Annotated in this window: 13 protein-coding genes; 9 read left to right on the top strand and 4 right to left on the bottom strand. The window is 71.3% G+C overall.

Annotated features, from left to right (window positions below; all coding sequences use genetic code 11):
• Positions 1–8 precede the first annotated feature (8 nt).
• Complete coding sequence (locus EV567_RS00165; protein ID WP_130436507.1) at positions 9–2243, top strand: CDP-glycerol glycerophosphotransferase family protein; 2235 nt, start codon at positions 9–11, stop codon at positions 2241–2243.
• Between the two features lie 120 nt (positions 2244–2363).
• Here the strand turns inward: EV567_RS00165 and EV567_RS00160 are convergent, their stop codons facing one another.
• Positions 2364–2777: an organic hydroperoxide resistance protein gene (locus EV567_RS00160; protein ID WP_130436506.1), complete on the bottom strand. Its 414-nt coding sequence runs from the start codon at positions 2775–2777 to the stop codon at positions 2364–2366.
• A 145-nt stretch (positions 2778–2922) separates the two neighbouring features.
• Here EV567_RS00160 and EV567_RS00155 point away from each other — a divergent pair, with 145 nt between their 5' ends.
• Both EV567_RS00155 and galE read left to right on the top strand, forming a co-directional pair.
• On the top strand, positions 2923–3534 hold the full coding sequence (locus tag EV567_RS00155) for a MarR family winged helix-turn-helix transcriptional regulator (protein ID WP_242620631.1): 612 nt from the start codon (positions 2923–2925) through the stop codon (positions 3532–3534).
• A gap of 97 nt (positions 3535–3631) precedes the next feature.
• On the top strand, positions 3632–4612 hold the full coding sequence (gene galE / locus EV567_RS00150) for a UDP-glucose 4-epimerase GalE (protein WP_130436505.1): 981 nt from the start codon (positions 3632–3634) through the stop codon (positions 4610–4612).
• A gap of 42 nt (positions 4613–4654) precedes the next feature.
• Here the strand turns inward: galE and EV567_RS00145 are convergent, their stop codons facing one another.
• Positions 4655–5281, bottom strand: coding sequence for a TetR/AcrR family transcriptional regulator (locus EV567_RS00145; protein ID WP_130436504.1), 627 nt, complete (start codon positions 5279–5281; stop codon positions 4655–4657).
• Between the two features lie 184 nt (positions 5282–5465).
• Here EV567_RS00145 and EV567_RS00140 point away from each other — a divergent pair, with 184 nt between their 5' ends.
• A complete protein-coding gene (locus tag EV567_RS00140; protein WP_130436503.1) occupies positions 5466–6383 on the top strand; it encodes an ABC transporter permease in 918 nt (305 codons plus the stop codon).
• Positions 6376–7227 (top strand): ABC transporter ATP-binding protein, encoded by an 852-nt coding sequence (locus EV567_RS00135; protein ID WP_130436502.1) that lies wholly within the window; start codon positions 6376–6378, stop codon positions 7225–7227. Before EV567_RS00140 ends, EV567_RS00135 begins: the two co-directional genes overlap by 8 nt.
• A gap of 85 nt (positions 7228–7312) precedes the next feature.
• On the opposite strand, the gene EV567_RS00130 is transcribed toward EV567_RS00135, so the two are convergent.
• Positions 7313–12268 carry an NAD-glutamate dehydrogenase gene (locus EV567_RS00130; protein ID WP_130436501.1) on the bottom strand — a complete coding sequence of 1652 codons (4956 nt, stop codon included), beginning with the start codon at positions 12266–12268 and terminating at the stop codon, positions 7313–7315.
• A gap of 583 nt (positions 12269–12851) precedes the next feature.
• On the opposite strand from EV567_RS00130, the gene EV567_RS00125 reads away from it, so the two are divergent.
• Entirely contained in the window at positions 12852–13418 is a 567-nt protein-coding gene (locus EV567_RS00125) for a DJ-1/PfpI family protein (protein ID WP_130436500.1), read from the top strand.
• 7 nt (positions 13419–13425) lie between these two features.
• On the opposite strand, the gene EV567_RS00120 is transcribed toward EV567_RS00125, so the two are convergent.
• Positions 13426–14301, bottom strand: coding sequence for a helix-turn-helix domain-containing protein (locus tag EV567_RS00120; RefSeq protein ID WP_130436499.1), 876 nt, complete (start codon positions 14299–14301; stop codon positions 13426–13428).
• A gap of 236 nt (positions 14302–14537) precedes the next feature.
• On the opposite strand from EV567_RS00120, the gene EV567_RS00115 reads away from it, so the two are divergent.
• The 3 genes from EV567_RS00115 to EV567_RS00105 are packed head-to-tail and all read left to right on the top strand — an operon-like array spanning position 14538 to position 17002.
• Positions 14538–15209, top strand: a complete 672-nt coding sequence (locus EV567_RS00115) for a DUF4097 family beta strand repeat-containing protein (protein WP_130436498.1) — start codon at positions 14538–14540, stop codon at positions 15207–15209.
• A gap of 27 nt (positions 15210–15236) precedes the next feature.
• Positions 15237–16193 (top strand): ATP-binding cassette domain-containing protein, encoded by a 957-nt coding sequence (locus EV567_RS00110; protein ID WP_130436497.1) that lies wholly within the window; start codon positions 15237–15239, stop codon positions 16191–16193.
• A complete protein-coding gene (locus EV567_RS00105; protein WP_130436496.1) occupies positions 16190–17002 on the top strand; it encodes an ABC transporter permease in 813 nt (270 codons plus the stop codon). The genes EV567_RS00110 and EV567_RS00105 overlap by 4 nt, the downstream gene beginning before the upstream one ends.
• Positions 17003–17034: the final 32 nt, after the last annotated feature.

Genomic DNA, 17034 nt, shown 5'->3' with positions numbered 1-17034 from the left:
CCCCAGCAGTGCCTCGCTTCAGCATCATCGTCCCCTGTTTCAAGGTGCAGGGCTTCCTGCGCGAGTGCCTCGACTCGGTCCTGGAGCAGTCGTACCGCGACATCGAGGTGATCGCCGTCGACGACCGCTCACCCGACGGCTGCGGCGCGATCCTCGACGAGTACGCGGCCCGCGACGACCGCGTGCGGGTCCTGCACCTGCCGGAGAACGTCGGCCTCGGGCGCGCCCGCAACGCCGGTCTGCCGCACGCGAGCGGCGACTACCTGTTCTTCCTCGACAGCGACGACACCCTCACCGAGGGCGCGCTGCACGCGATGGCCGACCGGCTCGACGAGAGCGGCGATCCCGACGTGCTCGTCTTCGACTACGCGCGCACGTACTGGTGGGGCGGCACCCGCCGCAACGCCCTCGCGCACATCCTCGCCGAGTGCGGGGACGGCGTGTTCACCGCGGCGCAGCGCCCCGAGATCCTCGACCTGCTGATGGTCGTGTGGAACAAGGTGTACCGGCGCGGCTTCGTCGAGGAGTACGGCTTCCGCTTCCCGCCCGGCTACTACGAGGACACCCCCTGGACGTTCCCGGTCATGCTCAGCGCCGGGCGCGTCGCCGCCCTGGACCGGATCTGCCTGAACTACCGCCAGCGCCGGCAGGGCAACATCCTGTCCACCACCAGCCGCAAGCACTTCGACATCCACGACCAGTACGAGCGGGTGTTCGCGTTCGTCGACTCCCGCCCGGAGCTGGCGTCCTGGCGGCCCTATCTGCACCGCAAGATGGGCGAGCACTGTCTGGACATCCTCGCCAAGCCGGACCGGCTGCCGCCACAGGACAAGGCCGAGTTCTTCCGCCGCACCGCCGAGCTGTTCGCGCGCCACCAGCCGCCCGGCGAGCCGACGCCCGCCGAACTGCGGGTGCTGCGGCAGCCGTACGCCGTCTACCGGGTGCGGCGGCAGACCGGCCGGGCGGGCCGTGAGCTGGCCCGGCGGGGGGCGTCGGCGCGCAGGGCGGCCGCGGGACGCGCCCGCCGGGGGCTGACGGCCGCCCGGCCGCGCCGGGCTCCGGACCGCGAACTCGTCGTGTACTCGGCGTTCTCGCACCGCGGCGTGCTCGGCGACCCCGCCGCCGTCTACCGCGCGGCCCGCGAGATCGCCCCCGCGCTGCGCGGGGTGTGGGTCGTGCGCGACGAGGAGACCGCGGCGCTGCTCCCCGAGGACGTCGAGCACGTGCTGCTGGACTCCCCCGACTACCGGCGGGTGACCGCGCGGGCCGGCTGGTTCGTCAACAACGTCAACTGGCCCGGCACGCTGGTCAAGCGGCCCGGCAGCGTCCACATCCACACCCACCAGGGCACCCCGCTGAAGTACATGGCGGCCGACCTGCTCACCAAGCCCGGTGCCCGGCACGGGGTGGACGTGCCGCAGATGCTGCGCCGCGCCGACCGCTGGGACTACAGCCTGGTCGCCAACCCGCACTCCGAGCTGGTGTGGGAGCGGGCCTATCCGTGCCACTTCACGTCGGTGCGGACCGGCAGCCCCCGCAACGACGTGCTGGTGAACGCCGGTCCGGCGGACGGGGCGGCGGTGCGCGCACGGCTGGGAATCCCCGCCGGTCACACCGTCGTGCTGTACGCGCCGACCCGCCGCGAGTACCGGCGCGGCGGGCACGTGGACCGGATCGACCTGGCCCGGTTCGCCGCCGACCTCGGCGAGGGCCACACCCTCGTGGTGCGGCTGCACCCGTCCCTGGCGACCGGCCCGGCGCGCGGCCTGGGGCTCAGCGATCTGCACCGGCGCGGAATCCTGGTCGACGCGACGGACGAGCCGCACGTCGAGGACGTCATGCTCGCCGCCGACGTGCTGGTCACCGACTATTCGGCCCTGATGTTCGACTACGCCAACCTGGACCGGCCGATCGTCGTCCACGCCGACGACTGGGACGTCTACAAGGCGAGCCGGGGCGCCTACTTCGACATCACCGCCGACGCGCCCGGCCATGTCTCGCGCAGCTACCGGGATCTGACCTGGCTGTTCTCCTCGGGCGGCTGGCGGGACGAGGAGTCGGCGCGGCTGCGGGCGGGCTTCCGGGAGCGGTTCTGCGTGTGGGAGGACGGCCGGGCGGCCGAGCGGGTCGTACGGACGCTGCTGCTGGGCGAGCCGCTGCCGGAGCAGACCCCGACGGCGGTTCTCCCGCCCACCTCGCCCGCCTCGCCGGCCGACGACGAGGGCGTGCTGGCGCCGATGTGAGCCGGGGCCGGCCGGGGCGGCGGTCCGGGCCGGGGCGGCGGCGGTCGCCAGGCCCGGCCGCGGGCGGCGGTCGGGCCGGCGTCGGCGGTCGGCCGTTGTGAGGCCGGGTCCTCTTCAGGACTACTCGATGACGAGCTCGACCTCGATGTTGCCGCGGGTGGCGTTGGAGTAGGGGCAGACCTGGTGGGCCTGCTCGACCAGCTTGCGGCCGGTGGCCTCGTCGAGGGAGTCCGGCAGCTCGACGCGGAGGGCGACCTTGAGGCCGAAGCCCTCGCCCTGCTTGCCGATGCCGACCTCGGCGGTCACGGCGGCCTCGCTGACGTCGACCTTCGCCTGACGGCCGACCAGGCCGAGGGCGCTGCCGAAACAGGCGGCGTATCCGGCGGCGAAGAGCTGCTCGGGGTTGGTGCCCTGACCGTTGCCGCCCAGCTCCACCGGCATGGCGAGCGCGAGGTCGATCTTGCCGTCGGAGCTGACGGCGCGGCCCTCACGGCCGTGGGTGGCGGTGGCGACAGCGGTGTACAGCGCGTCCATGGATGAACCATCCCTCTCGGAAGTCCTGCGTGGTCAGGGGCGGCCGGCCCATTCACCGGGGCGTCCGGGCGGCCTCACGACAACAAGTAGAGCACACAATTAAGTTGTGCACAACTTAATTGCTCGCCCGAGTTACGCTGGAGGCATGACCCCGATGTCCCCCCGCTCCGCCGCATCCGCCTCCCCCGCTCCGGGTGCCGCCACCGAAGCCCCGGAAGCCGTCGAGGCCGGGGCCGCCGACGCCACGGAAGCCGCGCATACCGCGGTCACCGAGACGAACTGGCTCCGGCTGGACCGCCAGATCTGCTTCTCCCTGCACGCCGCGTCACGCGCCTTCAACGGCGTCTACCGCGTGATCCTCAAGGACCTCGGGCTGACCTACCCGCAGTACCTGGTGATGCTGGTCCTGTGGGAGGAGGGCGCGCTGCCCGTCAAGAAGCTCGGCGCGCATCTGCGCCTCGACTCCGGCACGCTGTCTCCGCTGCTGAAGCGCCTGGAGGCGGCCGGTCTCGTCCACCGCGAGCGCAGTGCGCGCGACGAACGCTCGGTCGAGGTCCGCCTGACGCGGGAGGGCACGGAGCTGCGCGAGCGGGCGCTGCGGGTGCCGCGCCGGATCGTGAGCGCGACGGGGTTCGACCTGGAGGAGATCCGCGAACTGAAGGAGCGCCTGGACGTGCTCACCGCCGCACTGGACTCGGCGGCCGCCCAGGAGGACCCGGACGCCGGCGAGCAGGCCGACACCGTAGGCGCCGACTGACGCACGCGGGGTTATCCACAGGCTCTGCGGAAGCGCGCGCCGCCTGATTCACTGGGTTTCGGGCGCACTGGGCGTCCCATGAGGGGGATGTGACGACATGACCTGGTTGATCACAGGCGGGGCCGGATACATCGGGGCGCATGTGGTGCGGGCGATGACCGGGGCGGGCGAGCGGGCTGTGGTGTACGACGACCTGTCCACCGGGATCGCCGAACGGGTGCCGCGAGGGGTGCCGCTGGTGGCGGGCTCCACGCTGGACGGCCCGCTGCTGGAGCGCACGATCGCCGAGCACGAGGTGACCGGTGTCGTGCATCTGGCGGCGAAGAAGCAGGTCGGGGAGTCGGTGGACCGGCCCCTGCACTACTACCGGGAGAACGTGGAGGGCTTGAGGGTCCTCCTGGACGCGGTCACCACCGCCGGAGTCCCCTCGTTCGTGTTCTCCTCCTCGGCCGCCGTCTACGGCGTGCCGGACGTGGACCTCGTCACGGAGGAGACGCCGTGCGCGCCGATCTCGCCCTACGGCGAGACGAAGCTGGCGGGCGAGTGGCTGGTCCGCGCGACCGGCCGGGCCACCGGGCTGTCCACGGCGTCGCTGCGCTACTTCAACGTGGCCGGCGCGGCGAGCCCGGAGCTGGCGGACGTCGGTGTCTTCAACCTGGTGCCCATGGTGTTCGAACGCCTCACGGAGAACGCCGCGCCGCGCATCTTCGGCGACGACTATCCGACGCCGGACGGCACCTGCGTCCGGGACTACATCCACGTCGTCGACCTGGCGGAGGCCCATGTCGCCGCGGCCCGTGCCCTCCAGGCCTCCCCGGGGCACACCCTGACCCTCAACATCGGCCGCGGCGAGGGCGTCTCCGTCCGGGAGATGATCGACCGGATCAACGCCGTCACCGGCTACGACCGCCCGCCGACGGTCAGCCCGCGCAGACCGGGTGACCCGGCCCGTGTGGTGGCCTCCGCCGACCGCATCGAGACCCTTCTCGGCTGGAAGGCCGCGCACGACGTCGAGGACATGATCGTCTCCGCCTGGGAGGGCTGGGTGCACCTCCACCCGGAGGCGGTCCGTTCGTAGGCGGCAGCGCGGAAGGTGCGCTCCGGGACCGCCGCGCGGGGGTCACAGAGCCTTGATCGCCTCCGCGGTCGCCCGGGTCAGGGCCGCGAGGTAGTCCTTGGGGAGTTTCGGGCTGCGGATGACCACGGAGCGCCAGTAGAGCGGGCCGGAGATCAGGTCCAGGGCCAGCTCCGCGTCGGCCTCCCGGCGAACCTCGCCGCGCTCGGTCGCCGCCGCGACGATCTTCAGGGCGACGCCCTCCTGCCCGTCGCGCAGGGCCTTCTGGAGGGCTTCGGCGATCTCCGGGTTGCGGGCCGCCTCGGCCTGGAGGTCCGGGATGATCTGCGAGGCCACCGGGTGCCGCAGCGCCCGTGACGTGACCTCGTACAGCATTCTCAGGTCGCCCTCCAGGCTGCCGGTGCACGGCGCGGGCAGGCCCTGCACGGCGATGGCCGAGACGATGTCCAGGACCAGGTGCAGCTTGGAGCGCCAGCGCCGGTACACGGCGGTCTTCCCCACCCCGGCGCGTCGGGCGATGCCCTCGATGGACATCCGGGCGTAGCCGACGGTCGCGAGCTCCTCGAACACGGCGGCCCGGATGGCCTCCGTGACGTCCTCGCGCAGCACGGCCGCTCCGGCGGGGGCCCGGCGGCGCGGACGCGTCGAGGGCTCGTCGGCGTTCGTCGTCATGCCGACCAGCATAGGGCGTCACGACGATACGGTTGCGTTCCGACGTCGACTCGCCTTACTCTCGCGTTGCGACGATACGGTGCCGTCCCGACGTAAGGGGACGGCAAGGAACGCGTGAGGAACGCCGTCCGCCCGTGCGCGCCGCCCCGAGGCGTCACCCTCCCCCCGAGTGAAAGCAGCGGATGTGAGTCAGGTCCTCCACACACCGCCCCCGACGCGGCCCGAGCCCCACGAAGACCTGGCGGCGCTCGCCGCCCGCCACGGCCTCTCGGTCAGCGGCGCCCGCCCTTCACTGCCCGCCTATGTGCGCCAGTTGTGGGCGCGCCGCCACTTCATCGGCGCGTTCGCCACCGCCAAGCTCACCGCCCAGTACAGCCAGGCGAAGCTGGGCCAGCTCTGGCAGGTGATGACCCCGCTGCTCAACGCGGCGGTGTACTTCTTCATCTTCGGCGTGCTGCTGGGCACCAAGCAGGGCGTGCCGGACTACGTGCCGTTCCTGGTCACGGGCGTGTTCGTGTGGACGTTCACGCAGAGTTCGATCATGGCGGGCACCCGCGCGGTCTCCGGCAACCTCGGCCTGGTGCGCGCCCTGCACTTCCCGCGGGCCGCGCTGCCCATCTCGTTCTGCCTCCAGCAGCTCCAGCAGCTGCTGTTCTCCATGGGCGCGCTGGTCGTGATCCTGCTCTGCTTCGGCGTGCCGGTCTCCGCGTCCTGGCTGCTGGCCGTCCCGGTGCTGCTGCTGCAGTTCACCTTCAACGCCGGCGTCTCGATGGTCATGGCCCGGCTCGGCGCGAAGACCCCGGACATCGCCCAGCTGATGCCGTTCGTCCTGCGCACCTGGATGTACGTCTCGGGCGTGATGTGGAGCATCGACAAGCTGGCCGGCGCCCACCACGGCCTGCCGTCCTGGGTCGCCCCCGTCCTCCAGGCCAACCCCGCCGCCGTCTACATCGACCTGATGCGCTTCGCCCTGATCGACTCCTTCCACGCCGGTCAGCTGCCGCACCACGTGTGGCTGATCGCGACGGGCTGGGCGCTGCTCGCCGGAGTCGGCGGGTTCATCTACTTCTGGAAGGCTGAGGAGACGTACGGCCGTGGCTGACAACACCATCCCCGACACCGGCCGCGCCGGCGGCGAGCGGATCCCCACCGTCGTCGTCGACGGCGTCGACATCGTCTACCGCGTCAACGGCACCGGCGCCGGCCGGGGCTCCGCGACCGCCGCCCTGCACCGCATCCTGCGCCGCGGGAAGGCCGAGAAGGCGGCCGGCGTGCGCAAGGTGCACGCCGTGAAGAACGTGTCGTTCGTCGCCTACCGGGGCGAGGCGATCGGCCTCATCGGCACCAACGGCTCCGGCAAGTCGACCCTGCTCAAGGCGGTCGCCGGCCTGCTCCCGGTGGAGAACGGCAAGATCCACACCGACGGCCAGCCCTCGCTGCTCGGCGTCAACGCGGCCCTGATGAACGACCTGACCGGCGAACGCAACGTCCACCTCGGCGGGCTCGCCATGGGCATGTCCCGCGAGCAGGTCAAGGAGCGCTACCAGGACATCGTCGACTTCTCCGGGATCAACGACAAGGGCGACTTCATCACCCTGCCGATGCGCACCTACTCCTCCGGCATGGCCGCCCGGCTGCGGTTCTCCATCGCCGCCGCCAAGGACCACGACGTCCTGCTGATCGACGAGGCGCTCGCCACCGGCGACCGCTCCTTCCAGAAGCGCTCCGAGGAACGCATCCGCGAACTGCGCAAGCACGCCGGCACGGTGTTCCTGGTCAGCCACAGCAACAAGTCCATCCGCGACACCTGCGACCGCGTGCTGTGGCTGGAGCGGGGCGAACTGCGCATGGACGGGCCCACCGAGGAGGTCCTCCAGGCGTACGAGGCGTTCACCGGCGGCCCCGACAAGAACAAGGCCAAGCCGACGGCGCCGAAGGCCGCCTGAGCACCTTCACGCCCCCGACGACGACAGGGCGCCCCGAGCCGTCACGGCCCGGGGCGCCCTGTCGTCAGGCGTCCTCGCCCACCCGCTACGAGTGCGTGCGCAGCAGCGTGCGCATCGTCCGCATCGCCACCGACAGGTTCGCCAGGTCGAAGGAGTCCGACCCCTGGATCTCCTCCAGCGTGGTGCGCGCCCGGCCCAGGATCGCCTGGTTGCGCTGCTCCCAGGCCGTGAACCGCTGCTCGGGCGTCGAGGTGCCGTTGCCGACGGCCAGGACGTCCGCGGTCAGCGCCGCGTGGGCCGCGTACAGGTCCTCACGGATGGAGGCGCGGGCCATGGACTGCCAGCGGTCGGCGCGCGGCAGCTCGATGATCCGGTCCATCAGCTGCGTGATCCGCAGCCGGTCGGCGAGGTCGTAGTACACCTCGGCGACGTCCAGCGGGTCCTTGCCCATCCGGTCGGCCACCGACACGATGTCCAGCGCCGGGAACGCCGAGGAGAACCCGGCGACCCGGGTGGCGAGCTCGTCGGGCACACCGGCCCCGGTCAGCTCGTCGTGGATCATCTGCCACCACTCGAGGTCCGCGCCGCGCAGCAGCTTCGTCAGCTGCGCCCACACCTGCTCGACGCGCTCGGCGAAGAACTCGACCGTCTCGGCGAGCTGCAGCGGCTGCGGCCGGTTGTTCAGCAGCCAGCGCGTACCGCGCTCCACCAGCCGGCGCGAGTGCAGCCGGATCCGGGTCTGCACCTCCGCCTCGACCTGGTTGTCGAGCGCCTCGACCGCGTCCCACACCGGCGCCGAACGGAAGATCGCCCGCGCCGCGGTCTGCGCCCGCACGATCTCCTCGAGCGACGCCCCGGTCTCCTCCCGCAGCCGGTGCAGATAGGTCGTGCCGCCGGTGTTGACGGTGTCGTTGACCAGCACCGTCGTGGTGATCTCACGGCGCAGCGGGTGGTGCTCGATCTGCTCGGCGAACTCCTCGCGCAGCGCCGTCGGGAAGTACGCGTACAGCAGGGAGTGCAGGTAGGGGTCGTCGGGCAGCGAGGTGTGCAGCAGCTCGTCCGACACCGTGATCTTGGTGTACGCCATCAGCACGGCCGTCTCCGGGCTGCTGAGGCCCTGCCCCGCGCCGAGCCGCTCGCGGATCTGCCGGTCGGTGGGCAGGAACTCCAGCGCGCGGTCCAGGTGGCCTTCGCGCACCAGGTGGCGCAGGAAGCGCTGCTGGGCGTGGAGCATGTCCTTGGACTGGGCGAGAGCGTTGGCGATCGCCGTGTTCTGCGCGTAGTTGTTGCGCAGGACGAGCGCGCCGACCTCGTCGGTCATCTCGGCGAGCAGCTTGTTGCGCTGCTTGACCGTCATGTCCCCCTCGGCGACCAGCCCGTTCAGCAGGATCTTGATGTTCACCTCGTGGTCGGAGGTGTCCACGCCCGCGCTGTTGTCGATGGCGTCCGTGTTGATCTTGCCGCCGGTGCGGGCGAACTCGATCCGGCCCAGCTGGGTCAGGCCCAGGTTGCCGCCCTCGCCGACGACCTTGACGCGCAGGTCCTGCCCGTCGACGCGGATCGGGTCGTTGGCCTTGTCGCCGACGTCCGCGTTGGACTCCGTGGAGGCCTTCACGTAGGTGCCGATGCCGCCGTTCCACAGCAGGTCCACCGGCGCGCTGAGGATCGCCTTCATCAGGTCGGCCGGGGTCATCTTGGTGACGCCGTCCTCGATGCCGAGGGCCTCGCGGATGTGACCGCCCACGGGGATCGCCTTCGCCGTACGGGGGAAGACGCCGCCGCCGGCGGAGATGAGGGAGGTGTCGTAGTCGGCCCAGCTGGAGCGGGGCAGCTCGAACAGGCGGCGCCGCTCCGCGTAGGAGGTCGCCGCGTCGGGTTTCGGGTCGATGAAGATGTGCCGGTGGTCGAAGGCGGCGACCAGGCGGATGTGCTCGCTCAGCAGCATGCCGTTGCCGAACACGTCGCCGGACATGTCGCCGATGCCGACGACCGTGAAGTCCTCGACCTGCGTGTTCACGCCCAGCTCGCGGAAGTGCCGCTTCACCGACTCCCAGGCGCCGCGCGCGGTGATGCCCATCGCCTTGTGGTCGTAGCCGGCGGAGCCGCCGGAGGCGAAGGCGTCGCCCAGCCAGAAGTCGTAGCTGCCGGCGACGTCGTTGGCGATGTCGGAGAACGTCGCCGTGCCCTTGTCGGCGGCGACCACCAGATAGGTGTCGTCCTCGTCGTGCCGGACGACGTCCGCCGGGGGCACGACCTCGCCGGCGACCATGTTGTCGGTGATGTCCAGCAGCGCCGAGATGAACGTGCGGTAGCTGGCCACGCCCTCCGCCAGCCACGCGTCGCGGTCCGCGGCCGGGTCGGGCAGCTGCTTGGCGACGAAGCCGCCCTTGGCGCCCACCGGCACGATGACCGTGTTCTTCACCATCTGCGCCTTGACCAGGCCGAGGATCTCCGTGCGGAAGTCCTCACGCCGGTCGGACCAGCGCAGACCGCCGCGCGCGACCTTGCCGAACCTCAGGTGCACGCCCTCCACCCGAGGCGAGTACACCCAGATCTCGAACGCGGGGCGCGGCGCGGGCAGGTCGGGGATGGCCTGCGGGTCGAACTTCATCGACACGTAGTCGTGCGGGGCGCCGCTCGCCGACTTCTGGAAGAAGTTGGTGCGCAGCGTCGCCTTGATGACGGTGAGGAAGGACCGCAGGATGCGGTCCTCGTCGAGGGACGCCACCTGGTCCAGGGCCGCGTCCAGCTCCTCGAGGAGGGCGTCGACGATCTCCATCCCGGCGCGCTGCCGGTCCGGCGACATCCGCGCCTCGAACAGCGACACCAGCAGCCTCGTGGTGTGGACGTTCGTGCGGAGGGTGTCCTCCATGTAGTCCTGGCTGAACGTGGAACCGGCCTGCCGCAGGTACTTGGCGTACGCGCGCAGCACCATCGCCTGCCGCCACGTCAGGCCCGCGCCCAGCACCAGCGCGTTGAAGCCGTCGTTCTCCGCCTGGCCGGTCCAGGTCGCCGAGAACGCCTCCTGGAACCGCTCGCGGGCGTCGTCGCCGAGGTGGTCGCCGGCGCCGCCGCGCAGCGAGGTCGGGATGCGCAGGCCGAAGTCGTAGATCCAGGCGACGCTGCGGTCCGTGCGGCGCAGCTCGTAGGGCCGCTCGTCGACGACCTCGACGCCGAGCCGGTTCAGCACCGGCAGCACCGCCGACAGGGAGATCGCGTCGCCCTTGCGGTAGATCTTGAAGCGGCGCTCGTCGGGGGCCGCGCCGACCGGCTCGTACAGGCTGAGCGAGAAGTTGCGCTCCTCGGTGAGCCGTTCGATGTGGACGAGGTCGGACACCGCGGAGCGCGGGGTGTGGTCGGCCTTGTAGCCCTCGGGGAAGGCGTTGTTGTAGCGGCGCAGCAGCTCCGCCGCCCGCTCCTCGCCGAGCTCGGCGGTGAGCGCCTCGGAGAACGCGTCGGCCCACGACCGGGCCGCCTCCACCAGGCGGGCCTCGATGCGCTCCTTGTCGGAGTCGGACAGCTGCGGCAGTTCGGTGCCCGGCGGGACGCGGACGACGAAGTGCAGCCGGGACAGGATCGACTCGGTGTTCCAGGCGGTGAAGTCGACGCTGATGCCGCCCAGTTCCTCCTTGAGGATGTCGATGATCCGCAGCCGCACGCCGGTGGTGTAGCGGTCACGGGGCAGGTAGACCAGGGCCGAGTAGTAGCGCCCGTACTCGTCCTGCCGCAGGTACAGCCGCAGCCGCCGGCGCTCCTGCAGGTACAGCACCGACGTCACGATGGAGCGCAGCTCGTCCACCGGGGTCTGGAACAGCTCGTCGCGCGGGTACGTCTCCAGGATCTGGAGCAGGTCGCGTCCGTCGTGGCTGTCGGGCGAGAAGCCGGCGCCCTCAAGGACGGCGTCCACCTTGCGCCGGATCACCGGGACCCGCAGCACGGACTCGGTGTAGGCGGCGGAGGAGAACAGTCCGAGGAACCGCCGCTCGCCGACCACGTTGCCGTCGGCGTCGAACTTCTTCACGCCGACGTAGTCCAGGTACGACGGCCGGTGCACGGTGGACCGGCTGTTGGCCTTGGTCAGCACCAGCAGCTTGTGCTCGCGCGCCTTGGCGCGGGCGTCGGCCGGGAGCCGTTCGAAGGACGGGCTGACGGGGTGGGCGTCGCCGTCGGCGTGGTGCGGGTCGGCCCGCAGGATGCCCAGGCCGGTGCCGGGCACCGCCGCCAGGGAGTCGTCCCCCCGCAGCTGGTACTCCCGGTAGCCGAGGAAGGTGAAGTGGTCGTCGGCGAGCCAGCGCAGCAGCTCGCGGGCCTCCTCCACCTCGGGCCCGGGCAGGTCGCCGGGGACGGGTTCGTCGTCGAGCCCGCCGGCGATGCGCAGCGCGGCCTCGCGCATCTTCCCCCAGTCCTCGACGGCCTCGCGGGCGTCGGACAGGACGCGCAGCAGGTCGGCGGTGATCTGCTTGAGGTCGGCGCGGTCGGTCTCGCGGTCCGTCTCGACGTGGATCCACGACTCGATGTGCGCGTCGTGCGGCAGGTCGCGGGACGAGGGCGCGACGGCGAGCACCTCGATGAGCTTGCCGGTGACGTCCCGGCGGACCACGACCTGGGGGTGGATGACGAGGTGGATGCCGCGGCCCTGGCGGGTCAGCTCGTTGGTGACCGAGTCGACGAGGAAGGGCATGTCGTCGGTGACGACCTCGACGACGGAGTGGCTGCAGGTCCAGCCGTTCTCCTCGACGGTGGGGGTGTGGACGCGCACGTTCGCCGTGCCCTGCGGCCGGTTCTCCGCGAGCCGGTAGTGGGAGAACGCGGCGCCGAAGACGTCGACCGGGTCGCGGTCGGTGAGGTCCTCGGGGGCGGTGTGCAGGTAGTAGCGCTGGAGGAACGAGAGCACGGATTCGTGGTCAGGGGCGCCCGGGGTTCCCTCAGTGCCCTCGCCCGTCGTCCCGGTCGGTAGGTGCGCCCCGACCGGGCTGTTCTCAGCGACCCGGGCCGCCCTCTCGAGCAGCTCGGCCTTGGCTTCGTCCAGCTTGGTCTGCATTGTCCTCTGGCTCCTGTCGCGCGCCGTTGCGTGACGTAGAAGGAAGTACGGTCTCTTTCCGTGCGGCGTGACGCCACGACGCGGGGTGTCCGGTCTGCTTCGACGCTATGCCGCAGGGTGAGATGAGCGGGGGGATATCGGCCATACTCGGTGCTCCCTGCGGGTGTGACGCTGCTCTCTGCACCGTCGGCTCCGGGGATCTGCACGGCGTCCTGGGGGCCCTCTTGACCCCGTCCCGCCCGCGAAGACCAGCGACCGCCGCCCGGCCCCGGAGTTCATCCGAGGTCACCGGGCGCAGGGCAGGGGCCACGACGCCCCCGCGAACTATCGCGCTGATCACGCCACAAGGCTATCGCCCTCGACCGGGGGGTCGTCATGAGCCGTATGTGTACAAAACCAGGGGTCGAAGTTTGACGTTCTGCACAGGGGCGGGGGTGGGTGGGGTGTGTGAGGGGCGTGCCGCTGCCGAGGTCGCCGCGCGCCCGCCCGGGAGGGACCCTGAGAACACGCCGCCTCTTGGCAAGGCCGCCCGACAGAGGCACGTTGCCCATGAGGAGCGCCCGTCCGAGAGGAGCCGCCCGACATGACCGTCAAGATCCTCATCGTCACCGGCGACGCAGCGGAGAGCCTGGAGGTGCTGTACCCCTACCAGCGTCTGCGCGAGGAGGGCTACGAGGTCCACATCGCGGCCCCCGCCCGCAAACGGCTCCGCTTCGTCGTCCACGACTTCGAACCCGGCTTCGACACCTACACCGAGAAGCCCGGCTACACCTGGCCCGCCGACCTGGCCTTCTCCGAGGTCGATCCCGGCGAGTACGCCGCCGTCGTCGTGCCCGGCGGCCGCGCCCCGGAGTATCTGCGCAACGATCCCGAACTCCGCAAGATCCTCAAGTCGTTCTTCGACGCGGACAAGCCGGTCGCCCAGATCTGCCACGGCCCGCTCCTGACCGCCGCGGTCGACGGCCTCACCGGCCGCCGCGTCACGGCGTACCCGGCGCTGGAGCTGGACATGCAGACCGCGGGCGCGACCTTCCAGGACGCCGAGGCGGTCGTCGACGGCACGCTGGTCTCCTCCCGCGCCTGGCCGGACCACCCCGCGTGGATGCGCGAGTTCCTCGCCGTCCTGCGCGTGAAGGCGCCGGCGACCTGACGTCGGGTCACGCGCGGCCCGGATCCGGCGCGGCGGCGGCGTCGGTGTCGGTGTCGACTTCTGCTTCGACCTCGGCTTCGGGTCCGGCCTCGGCTTCGGCTTCGGGTCCGGCCTCGGCTTCGGGTCCGGCCTCGGCTTCGGGTCCGGCCTCGGCTTCGGTGGTCGAGGGGGCCGCGGTTTTCGTGTGGAGCACCGCCCGGGCCTGCTCCGCCGCGCGGGCGGTGCTCTCGGCGACGAAGTCGAGGAACCGGGCGACGTTCTCCAGCCGGGCGGCGGCCGGGGTGCCGGGACCGAGGACGCCCACGCCCTGCCGCGCCACCTCGACGACATGGGCGATGGCCCGGGCGCTGGCCATCATCGACTGGTACCAGACGTCGTCGTCGACGATGTACCGCTCGCGGCGCCGCTCGTCGCGCTCCCGGCGGACGAGGCTCTGACTCTCCAGGAAGGCGATCGCCTTGGAGACGGACGCCGGGCTGACCTGGAGACGCTTGACCAGTTCGGAGGCGGTAAGGCTGCCCTCGTCGCTGAGGGAGAGGGAGGCCATGACGCGCGCCGGCATCGCGGTCATGCCGGAGGCCATCATGACGGTGGTGAACGTCTCCTCGAACTCGCGCACGGCATCGGCGTCCCGCCCGTAGGGCTGCGGGGACGCCTCCGCCCCCCGGGGCGCGGCCTGCCGGCGCCGGTGCGTACGGCGCTCGGTGGCGCGGTGGGCCAGGTCGGCGCGATAGGCGGTGGGACCGCCGTTGCGCATCACCTCACGTGTGACGGTCGAGGTCGGGCGGTCCAGACGCCTGGCGATCTCCGCGTAGGCGAGGCCGTCGGCCAGCCCCAGTGCGATCTGCTGGCGTTCCTGCTGGCTGAGCCTGCCTCCCGGCATCGCGTTCTCCTCATGTCGCCCGTCGAATGCCGCCAGCTTAGCGTTCACTCTCATTCATTGCAACGAGCGAGCCTCTCGATGTTGCGTTAAGTTCAGATCCATTGCAATGATTTAAAGCGCGTGAGCTGCTGTTATGCCGATTGATTGCAACATAGGTGTTGAGCGATCGATGAACGCAACGTAGCTTTTCCATCGTCAGAAACGAACGCGAACACAACGAGTCGATGGAGAACACCATGCAGACGTTCAACACCCCCGCCGCGATCGCCACCGTCGTCGACGTGCCCGCCGGCCGCATCCGCCTCATCGCCGCCGACCGCGCCGACACCACGGTCGAGGTCCTGCCCGCGGACGCCTCGAAGGGCCGCGACGTGAAGGCGGCGGAGGAGACGACGGTCGAGTACGTCGACGGCGTCCTGCGGATCGAAGCCGCACCGGCGAAGAACCGCGTCCTCGGCCACTCCGGAGCGGTCGAGGTGACCGTCCAGCTGCCTGCCGGCTCCCGGGTCGAGGCGAAGGCGGCCGACGCCGAACTCCGGGGCGTCGGGAGGCTCGGCGACGTCGCCTTCGAGAGCGCGCAGGGAACGGTCAAGCTCGACGAGGCCGCCGGCGCCCGCCTCGCCGTCCTCGCCGGCGACATCGCCGTCGGCCGCCTGGGCGGCTCCGCCGAGATCAGCACCCAGAAGGGCGACCTGCGGATCGCCGAGGCCGTCAGCGGCACGGTCGTGCTGCGCACCGAGTACGGACAGGTGTCGGTCGGCGCCGCCCGCGGGGTCTCCGCCTCCCTGAACGCCGGCACCGGCCACGGCCGGATCGACAACGCGCTGAAGAACACCGACGGCGCCGACGCCGGCCTGACCATCCACGCCACCACCGGCTTCGGCGACATCGTCGCCCGCAGCCTCTGACCCGCGGCCTCCGAGGAGACACCCACCATGACGAACCTGGCCATCGCGGCGACCGGGCTGCGCAAGTCCTACGGCGACAAGACCGTGCTCGACGGTGTCGACCTGGCCGTCCCCGAAGGGACCATCTTCTCCCTGCTCGGCCCGAACGGCGCCGGCAAGACCACCGCCGTGAAGATCCTCTCCACCCTCGTCACCGCCGACGGCGGCCAGGCCCGGATCGCCGGCCACGACCTCGCCGCCGACCCGCAGGCCGTGCGCGCCGAGATCGGCGTCACCGGGCAGTTCTCCGCCGTCGACGGACTGATCACCGGCGAGGAGAACATGCTCCTGATGGCGGACCTGCACCACCTGTCCAGGAGCGAGGGCCGGCGGGTGACCGCCGAACTGCTGGAGCGCTTCGACCTGGTGGAGGCCGCGAGGAAGCCCGCCTCCACCTACTCCGGCGGCATGAAACGCCGCCTCGACATCGCCATGACCCTGGTCGGCGGCCCGCGCGTCATCTTCCTCGACGAACCCACCACCGGCCTCGACCCCCGCTCCAGGCACACCATGTGGCAGATCATCCGCGAGCTCGTCACGGGCGGCGTCACCGTCTTCCTCACCACCCAGTACCTGGAGGAGGCCGACCAGCTCGCCGACCGCATCGCCGTGCTCCACGACGGCACGATCGCCGCCGAGGGCACCGCCGAGGAGCTCAAGCGGATCGTCCCCGGCGGCCATGTCCGGCTCCGCTTCTCCGACCCCGCCGCCTACCGCGGCGCCGCCCTCGCCCTCGACGCCGCCGCCCGGGACGACGAAGCGATGGCACTGCAGATCCCCAGCGACGGCACCCAGCGCGACCTGCGCGCCGTCCTGGACCGCCTGGACTCGGCCGGCATCGAGGCGGACGAGCTGACCGTGCACACCCCCGACCTCGACGACGTGTTCTTCGCCCTCACCGGCCCGGCCGACGTCCCCCACCAGTCCAAGGAGAACGCCCGATGAGCACCCCCCTGGCTCCCGCCCGCCCGACCCGGCTCTCCCTCGCCGTCCGCGACTCGGCCACCATGCTGCGCCGCAACCTCCTGCACGCCCGCCGCTACCCGTCCCTCACCCTGAACCTGCTGCTCACGCCGATCATGCTGCTGCTGCTCTTCGTCTACATCTTCGGCGACACCATGAGCGCGGGCATCGGCGGCGGGGACCGCTCCGCCTACATCGCCTACCTGGTGCCGGGGCTGCTGCTGATGACCATCGGCAGCACCACGATCGGCACCGCCGTCTCCGTCGCCAACGACATGAACGAGGGCATCATCGCCCGCTTCCGCACCATGGCGATCCACCGCGGCTCGGTGCTCGTCGGCCACGTCGTCGGCAGCGTGATCCAGTCGGTGGCCAGCGTGATCCTGGTGGGCGCCGTGGGCGTGGCCATCGGCTTCCGCTCCACCGACGCCACCGCCCTGGAGTGGCTGGCGGCATTCGGACTGCTCGTGCTGTTCTCCCTCGCGCTCACGTGGATCGCCGTGGGAATGGGCCTGGTCAGCCCGAACGCCGAGGCCGCCAGCAACAACGCGATGCCGCTGATCTTCCTGCCCCTCATCTCCAGCGCGTTCGTCCCCGTCGACGCGATGCCGGGCTGGTTCCAGCCGATCGCCGAATACCAGCCCTTCACCCCCGCCATCGAGACCCTGCGCGGTCTTCTCCTCGGCACCGAGATCGGCCACAACGGATGGCTGGCCGTCGCCTGGTGCGTGGGACTCGCTGTGCTCGGCTACTTCTGGTCGGCCGCGAAGTTCAACCGCGACCCCGAGTAACCGCCATGACAGCGCGGGCCGCCTCCCGCAAC

The sequence above is a fragment of the Streptomyces sp. BK239 genome, assembly GCF_004217285.1.
Lineage (GTDB): Bacteria > Actinomycetota > Actinomycetes > Streptomycetales > Streptomycetaceae > Streptomyces.
Note: the sequence above shows the minus strand (reverse complement) of the source record. Positions and strands in the feature narration are given on the sequence as shown.

Bases quoted from the DNA above. Each gene is read 5' to 3' on its own strand.
- EV567_RS00125 (WP_130436500.1), top strand. From the start codon at position 12,852: ATGACCGTCAAGATCCTCATCGTCACCGGCGACGCAGCGGAGAGCCTG.
- EV567_RS00160 (WP_130436506.1), bottom strand. From the start codon at position 2,777: ATGGACGCGCTGTACACCGCTGTCGCCACCGCCACCCACGGCCGTGAG.
- EV567_RS00130 (WP_130436501.1), bottom strand. From the start codon at position 12,268: ATGCAGACCAAGCTGGACGAAGCCAAGGCCGAGCTGCTCGAGAGGGCG.
- EV567_RS00105 (WP_130436496.1), top strand. From the start codon at position 16,190: ATGAGCACCCCCCTGGCTCCCGCCCGCCCGACCCGGCTCTCCCTCGCC.
- EV567_RS00155 (WP_242620631.1), top strand. From the start codon at position 2,923: ATGACCCCGATGTCCCCCCGCTCCGCCGCATCCGCCTCCCCCGCTCCG.
- EV567_RS00145 (WP_130436504.1), bottom strand. From the start codon at position 5,281: ATGACGACGAACGCCGACGAGCCCTCGACGCGTCCGCGCCGCCGGGCC.
- EV567_RS00120 (WP_130436499.1), bottom strand. From the start codon at position 14,301: ATGCCGGGAGGCAGGCTCAGCCAGCAGGAACGCCAGCAGATCGCACTG.
- galE (WP_130436505.1), top strand. From the start codon at position 3,632: ATGACCTGGTTGATCACAGGCGGGGCCGGATACATCGGGGCGCATGTG.
- EV567_RS00110 (WP_130436497.1), top strand. From the start codon at position 15,237: ATGACGAACCTGGCCATCGCGGCGACCGGGCTGCGCAAGTCCTACGGC.
- EV567_RS00115 (WP_130436498.1), top strand. From the start codon at position 14,538: ATGCAGACGTTCAACACCCCCGCCGCGATCGCCACCGTCGTCGACGTG.